Here is a 1,328-nt window from a genome sequence, read left to right as displayed (position 1 = left end):
GCTCCATGGGCCACCTGATCGAGACCGTGCAGGACCTGGAGGCACGGGGCATCGGGCTGCGCTCACTCACCGAGCAGATCGACACCACGACACCCAACGGTCGGCTGATCTTCCACATCTTCGGCGCGTTGGGGCAATTCGAGCGCGACCTCATCCGGGAGCGCACGCGTGCTGGCCTCAGTGCCGCAGCGGCTCGGGGCCGGAAGGGTGGCCGCAAGCCCGTCGTGACGCCCGAGGTCCTGCGCAAGGCACAGGTGCTGATGGGACAGGGACTGAACGTGCGCGAGGCGGCGCTGAGGATGAAGGTGGGGAAGACGGCCCTGTACGAGGCACTCTCGGCAGCTGCCTCGCCCGCGACCCCTGCTGCGTGAAATTTTTGTGGAAGTCGAAGTCCCGAGCAGGACATAGGGAACGCTGGAACGCGCTTGAGTTGCCTCCCTCTGGGAGAAGCGACGGCCTGGACCCGCAGAGGATCTAGATATTTGGCCTGCTAGCCCGGCGAGCCAACATCGCATCAGTTCCTTGTTGAACCACCGTCGGTTCGCACCAACGATCGTAACCGCCTGTTCCAGGGGCGTGTAGCCAGTGCAGAAAGGACCCAATCCGCGCGAGATGCTCGTTCGCTCTCGTCCGATAAGGCAGATTACCTAATATGCTGGGCGCGGCGCCACCCTTTTGGCAGGGCGCTCGTTCGATGCTTCGGAGTGGCCGGATCCGCTAGGGGTGTACCGCCCGCGGATTGTGAGACACCGGTTTGAACCCTAAGCGGCGAGAGCCGCAGGTGGAAGCTGCGCGGCCCGAAAAGCGGCCGGTGGGCGGAAGCCGTGCCGCTCGATCAGCCACGTCGTATTGTAGATCTCCCGGAACGCCAGCAGCGCGCGGCGCAGATCCTTGACGGTGTCGAAGCGCTCCACCCAGAGCAGGTTCTCTTTGAGCGTGCGGATGAAGCGCTCGGCGCAGCCGTTCCCCTCTGGCGCACGCACGAAGGCGGGCGAACTCGCGATGCCTAGGAACACCAATTCCGACTGGAAATCATCCGACAGGTACTGGCTGCCGTTGTCGTGCCGAACACTCAAGCCGCTGGCGACCCGCGCCTCGAAGCCACCGAAGCGCTGCCGCACGCCCTGGCGGATCGGCTCCAGCGCCTCGAAGCGCGTGGCGCGTCGCGCCGCATGCAGGCCCACGCACTCAGCCGAGCAGTGGTCGACGACCATCTCGATGAAGGACCGTCCGCGTCTTCTCTGACCCACCGGGGCCTACACCCCTCCTCCATGCAGCAGGGCTCCCCGTGGCCCGTCCAGGGCCTCGATGAAGTTCCGCAGCTCCGT

Annotated in this window: 1 protein-coding gene and 1 pseudogene; one reads left to right on the top strand and one right to left on the bottom strand. The window is 65.5% G+C overall.

The features are described 5' to 3' along the window. Nucleotides 1-371 (top strand): recombinase family protein (locus DT057_RS34935; protein WP_162501622.1); only part of this gene is annotated, 371 nt, incomplete at its 5' end. 390 nt (nucleotides 372-761) lie between these two features. Here DT057_RS34935 and DT057_RS34930 read toward each other — a convergent pair. Beyond that, nucleotides 762-1,211, bottom strand: a pseudogene (locus tag DT057_RS34930) (integrase core domain-containing protein); the annotation flags it as partial. Nucleotides 1,212-1,328: the final 117 nt, after the last annotated feature.

This window comes from Methylobacterium crusticola (assembly GCF_003574465.1).
In the GTDB taxonomy this organism is placed as follows: Bacteria; Pseudomonadota; Alphaproteobacteria; order Rhizobiales; family Beijerinckiaceae; genus Methylobacterium; species Methylobacterium crusticola.
Note: the sequence above shows the minus strand (reverse complement) of the source record. Positions and strands in the feature narration are given on the sequence as shown.